General features: G+C 31.4%; 2 protein-coding genes. One reads left to right on the top strand and one right to left on the bottom strand.

Features of this window, described 5'->3' with window-relative positions; genetic code table 11:
* The first annotated feature begins 242 nt into the window (after positions 1–242).
* On the top strand, positions 243–362 hold the full coding sequence (locus tag V7083_RS04785; protein ID WP_335475924.1) for a DUF6254 family protein: 120 nt from the start codon (positions 243–245) through the stop codon (positions 360–362).
* Between the two features lie 67 nt (positions 363–429).
* Here V7083_RS04785 and V7083_RS04780 read toward each other — a convergent pair whose 3' ends face one another.
* Entirely contained in the window at positions 430–618 is a 189-nt protein-coding gene (locus V7083_RS04780) for a YkvS family protein (RefSeq protein WP_335476034.1), read from the bottom strand.
* Positions 619–652 lie beyond the last annotated feature (34 nt).

Raw genomic sequence — 652 nt, 5'->3', positions numbered from 1 at the left:
AATTAGTAAGAGGATAGATCCTGAGAAGATATACCAAAAAATTGTATTATCATGGAAGGAAAAATAGATAAGGATATGAGCCAATAACAAACCGATAATTAGACGAAAATCCAAGATGAGCTGTTTCATAATTAGTACTCCTTTATCTAAAGCAATTCAAAGATTCATTTATCATTTTGTCCAAATTCTTTGATAAGAACATAGGAAATTGAAAAAAATAAATGCGGAAGGGAGTGAAAATCATGAGTAAATCAAAAAGCCAGCAAGAGCGGGAGTGGACAGTTAGAAAACAAGATCAAAACCCACATGGAAAAATTAAATCATTAAAGCAGATATCGAAGGAAACTGGACAAAATCCATAAATTTGGAAAAAAAGTATAAATAGAAAAAGGCGGATAACAATTATCAGCCTTTTTCTATAAAAATGTATTAATAAGCGCTTTCTTTTATAATTCTATAATTTTTATGATTAACAACAGTGCGTTGGTCTAGTTCTAAATCACGGTAATTATCCATGTATGTGAGGTCAACGATTACTGAATTTTCATTCACTTTTTCAACTATTCCTTGCAGGCCGCCGCGGAATTCGATGATATTCCCTACATCTGCTTTTTTCAAATTGCCTCTCTCCTTTTTTAGATAACTATTAAAC

The organism is Bacillus sp. JJ1764 (assembly GCF_036962145.1).
GTDB lineage: Bacteria > Bacillota > Bacilli > Bacillales > Cytobacillaceae > Neobacillus.
This window is presented reverse-complemented; position numbering and strand designations above follow the sequence as displayed.

Bases quoted from the DNA above. Each gene is read 5' to 3' on its own strand.
- V7083_RS04785 (WP_335475924.1), top strand. From the start codon at position 243: ATGAGTAAATCAAAAAGCCAGCAAGAGCGGGAGTGGACAGTTAGAAAA.